General features: G+C 67.7%; 3 protein-coding genes. 1 reads left to right on the top strand and 2 read right to left on the bottom strand.

All coding sequences use genetic code 11. From position 1 onward, the window contains the following. Positions 1-92: 92 nt before the first annotated feature. Complete coding sequence (locus ACIKT0_RS13875) at positions 93-1,259, bottom strand: ABC transporter ATP-binding protein (RefSeq protein WP_407105912.1); 1,167 nt, start codon at positions 1,257-1,259, stop codon at positions 93-95. A gap of 75 nt (positions 1,260-1,334) precedes the next feature. Then, positions 1,335-2,441 (bottom strand): polyamine ABC transporter substrate-binding protein, encoded by a 1,107-nt coding sequence (locus tag ACIKT0_RS13870; protein ID WP_407105911.1) that lies wholly within the window; start codon positions 2,439-2,441, stop codon positions 1,335-1,337. 351 nt (positions 2,442-2,792) lie between these two features. On the opposite strand from ACIKT0_RS13870, the gene ACIKT0_RS13865 reads away from it, so the two are divergent. Then, entirely contained in the window at positions 2,793-4,196 is a 1,404-nt protein-coding gene (locus ACIKT0_RS13865) for a glutamine synthetase family protein (protein WP_407105910.1), read from the top strand. The last annotated feature ends 109 nt before the right edge of the window (positions 4,197-4,305 follow it).

Below are 4,305 nucleotides of genomic sequence, written 5' to 3'. Positions count from 1 at the left end.
GCCGCGACCGCCCGCGGCGCCTCCGGGTCCGGCGTGAGAACGTCGGTCATGGCGCGGTCAGCCTCCCGCCCGTTCGGCCCTCACGGCCGCGCTCAGGACTTCAGCAGGACGCCGGCGTCCGGCGCGAACCACAGGAACACCTTGTCGTCCCAGCCGATCGGCCGCGCCTCGCTGCGCGTGACGTTGGCGCGGCTGACGCGCACGATCTTCTCCGTGCCCTCGACCTTGATCAGCAGGACGGTCCAGTCGCCCAGATAGGCGATGTCCCAGACCTCTCCCCTGAGCGGGTTCGTCGCCTCCGCCGGCGGCGGCTCCAGCGACACCCTCATCTTCTCCGGCCGGACCGCGAGCGCGACCTCAGCGCCGGGCTGGAGCGCGGCCTCGCTCGCGGTGACGAACTCCGCGCCCGCTTCCGGCGATTTCAGCCGGACGACGCCGCCCTGGGCGCTCGTCACGGCTCCCTCGAACAGGTTGATGTCGCCGATGAAGTCCGCGACGTAGCGGCAATTCGGCTGCTCGTAGATCTCGCCCGGCGTGGCGACCTGGACGAGCTTGCCGTGGTTCATCACCGCGATGCGGTCGGCGACCGTCATCGCCTCCTCCTGATCGTGGGTGACGATCAGGAAGGTCAGTCCGAGATCCTGCTGCAGATCCATCAGCTCGAACTGGGTCTCCTCGCGCAGCTTCTTGTCGAGCGCGCCGAGCGGTTCGTCGAGCAGCAGCACCTTGGGCTTCTTGGCCAGCGAGCGGGCGAGCGCGACGCGCTGGCGCTGGCCGCCGGAAAGCTGGTGCGGCTTGCGGCTGGCGAACGGCTCGAGCTTCACGAGCCGCAGCATCTCGGTGACGCGCGCCTCCATCTCGGGCTTCGGCATGCCGTCCTGCTTCAGCCCGAACGCGATGTTCTGCGCGACCGTCATGTGGGGAAACAGAGCGTAGGACTGGAACATCATGTTCACGGGCCGCCGATATGGGGGCACGCCCGCGAGGTCCCGGCCGGCGAGCGTGATGCGGCCCGAACTCGGGGCCTCGAAGCCCGCGAGCATCCGCATCAGTGTCGTCTTGCCGCAGCCCGACGGCCCGAGCAGGGCGAAGAACTCGCGCTCGTGGATGTCGAGCGAGACGTCGTCGACCGCCGTGAAGTCGCCGAAGCGCTTCACGACGTTCTCGAAACGGATCAGCGGGACAGCGCTGGGATCGAGCCAGGGCGCGAAGGAGCGCCGGATCGGGCCGAGAGCTTTCTGGGCGGGCTTCAGCGCCATGAACGCGTCCGGAAGAAAGGTCTGAAGCAGCCCGGACGACGCCGAGGCGCCGTCCGGAAGGAAGCGACGATCAATTCACTTCCCGCTCTTGGCCTTGGTCCAAGCCCGGGTGAGAGCGCGCTGGATCTTCGGATCCTCGATGGTCGGCACGGTGTAGAGCCGCGCGAACACCTCCTGGGTCGGATAGATCGACGGGTTGTCCTTGACCTCCGCGTCGAGGAACTCCTGCGACTTCAGGTTACCGTTGGCGTATTGCACGAAGTTTGACGCTTTGGCGGCGACCTCCGGCTTCAGCATGTAGTTCATGAAGGCGTGCGCCTCCTCCGGGTGGGGCGCGTCGGCCGGCATGGCCATCTGGTCGAACCAGAGCTGCGCGCCTTCCTTCGGGAGCGAATACTCGACCTTCACGCCCTTGTCGGCCTCGGCGGCGCGGCTCTTGGCCTGGAAGATGTCGCCCGAATAGCCGACCGCGACGCACACGTTCCCGTTCGCGAGCGCGTTGATGTACTCGGAGGAGTGGAACTTGGTGATGTAGGGCTTGAGCTTCGCCAGATGATCGGCGGCCTTCTGGACGTTCTTCACGTCCGACCAGTCCGGCGGCAGGCCCAGATAGGTGAGCACCGACGGGAGCAGGTCTTCAGGGCTGTCGAGCAGCATGACGCCGCACTTGGACAGCTTCTGCAGATTGGCCGGATCGTAGATCAGGCTCCAACTGTCGAGCGGAGCGTCCGGAAACGCCTTCTTCACCTTGTCGACATTGTAGCCGATGCCGGTGGTGCCCCACATGTAGTTGATCGAATAGGCGTTGTCGGGATCGTACTTGGCGACCCGCTGATAGATCTCAGGCCAGGCGTTGGCCAGGTTGGGCAGCTTCGACTTGTCGAGCTTCTGGAACACGCCAGCCTTGATCTGCCGCGACAGGAAGGTGGCGCTCGGAACCACGAGGTCGTAACCGGTCTTGCCGGTCAGGAGCTTCGTCTCGAGAATCTCATTCGAGTCGAAGACGTCGTAGACGACCTTGATGCCGGTCTCGGCCTCGAAGTCCTTCAGGATCTGAGGGTCGATATAGTCCGACCAGTTGTAGATCCTGACTTCCTTGCCAGCCGCCAGCGCGCCCCCGACCGCGCCGCTCGCGAGGCCGAAAGCGGCCAGGCAGGCGCCCACCAATCCTCTGATCGTCATTACGCGAGATCCCCTGACTCCCCCGACCGTCGCGAGGGCAAGACCCCAAAAGGCTAGCCTCGCGCGTCAGGGCGCACAACCGATTTGCGGGCCCATTTCCGCGCCAGTGCAACCGCGTCGACGGATTGATTTGGCGCCGACGGTCGGGCAGGCTCCGGCCTGCGCCGGTTCGCCGGCGTCCGGCGGCTCGACCGCCGCGGGGCGGCTCAGCCTTCCTTCCCGACCCGATCCGGGAGCCGCCCTCAACGCAGCACGGCCACGGCCTCCCGCCGGCGGCCTCGCCGCTGCCCGGTTCGGGTCGCCGCCGCTCCGCCGTTGCGGGTTGGACGGTTGACGTTCGGAAGTCACGAGATGAGCAAGAAAAAGCGCGCCGAGCTGCGGGAGGCCATCGCCGATCGCCGCGGAGCCGCCGACGCCGCGGCGGCGCGTGACTGGGTCGCGGAGCGCGGCATCGAGGAGCTCGAATGCCTCGTGCCCGACCAGGCCGGGGTAGCCCGCGGCAAGATCATGCCGGCGCAGAAGTTCTTCCAGTCGCCGACGATGAACATGCCGTCGTCGATCTTCCACCAGACCATCGCGGGCGGCTACGCCGACGAGGACGCGCCGGGCGGCGGCGACCCGGCGGACAGCGACCTCGTGCTCCAGCCGGATTTCTCCACCCTTTCGGTGGTGCCCTGGGCGTCCGATCCGACGGGGCAGATCATCCACGACGCCTTCCACCGGGACGGCCGGCCCGTCGAGGTCTCGCCGCGCGCGCTGCTGCGGCGGGTGTCGGATCTGTTCGAGAACAAGGGCTGGTCGCCCGTGGTGGCCCCGGAGATCGAGTTCTACCTCGTCAAGCCGAACACCGACCCGGACTACCCGCTCGAGCCGCCGATCGGCCGCTCCGGCCGGCCCGAGACCGGGCGGCAGTCCTACTCGATCTCGGCGGTCAACGAGTTCGACGAGCTGTTCGAGGACATCTACGACTTCTCGGAGGCGCAGGGGCTCGAGATCGACACGCTCATCCACGAGGAGGGCGCGGCGCAGATGGAGATCAACCTGCGTCATGGCGCGCCGCTCGCGCTCGCCGACCAGGTGTTCCTGTTCAAGCGCACCATCCGCGAGGCCGCGCTGAAGCACTCGATGTACGCGACCTTCATGGCGAAGCCGATCGCTAACCAGCCCGGCTCGGCCATGCACATCCACCAGTCGGTGCGCGACGCCAAGACCGGGCGCAACATCTTCTCGGACGACCAGGGCAAGCCGTCGCCGGAGTTCTTCGCCTTTCTGGCCGGCACCCAGAAATACATGCCGACCGTGATGACGCTGCTCGCGCCGTACGTGAACTCCTACCGGCGGCTGACGCGGCATTCCTCCGCGCCGATCAACGTGCAATGGGGCTACGACAACCGCACCACCGGGATCCGCGTGCCGCCCTCGGGGCCGGAGGCGCGGCGCGTCGAGAACCGGGTGCCGTCGTCGGACGCCAACCCGTATCTCGCGATCGCCGCGACGCTCGCCTGCGGCTATCTCGGGATGGTGGAGGGCCTGACGCCTTCCGAGCCGATCGACGGATCGGCCTACGGCCTCGACTACGACCTGCCGCGCGGTCTGCTGGAGGCGGTCTCGGCCTTCGAGGACTGCGGGCCGCTGCAATCGGTGTTCGGCCGGACCTTCGTGCAGACCTTCGCGGCCATCAAGCGCGCCGAGTTCGAGACCTTCATGCGCGTGATCAGCCCCTGGGAGCGGGAATATCTGCTGCTGAACGTCTGACGGCGGGACGTCCGGTGACCGCCTTCCCGCCCGCCGCCTCCTATTACGCCGCCGCCAACCCGCCGCCTCCCGGACGGCCCCGGCTGGCGGGCGACGCGCGGGCGGACGT

Origin of the sequence: Hansschlegelia beijingensis (assembly GCF_045505405.1) — a bacterium.
Classification (GTDB): domain Bacteria; phylum Pseudomonadota; class Alphaproteobacteria; order Rhizobiales; family Methylopilaceae; genus Methylopila; species Methylopila beijingensis_A.
The sequence above is the reverse complement of the archived record's forward strand: the minus strand, read 5'-3'. Positions and strand labels throughout refer to the sequence as shown.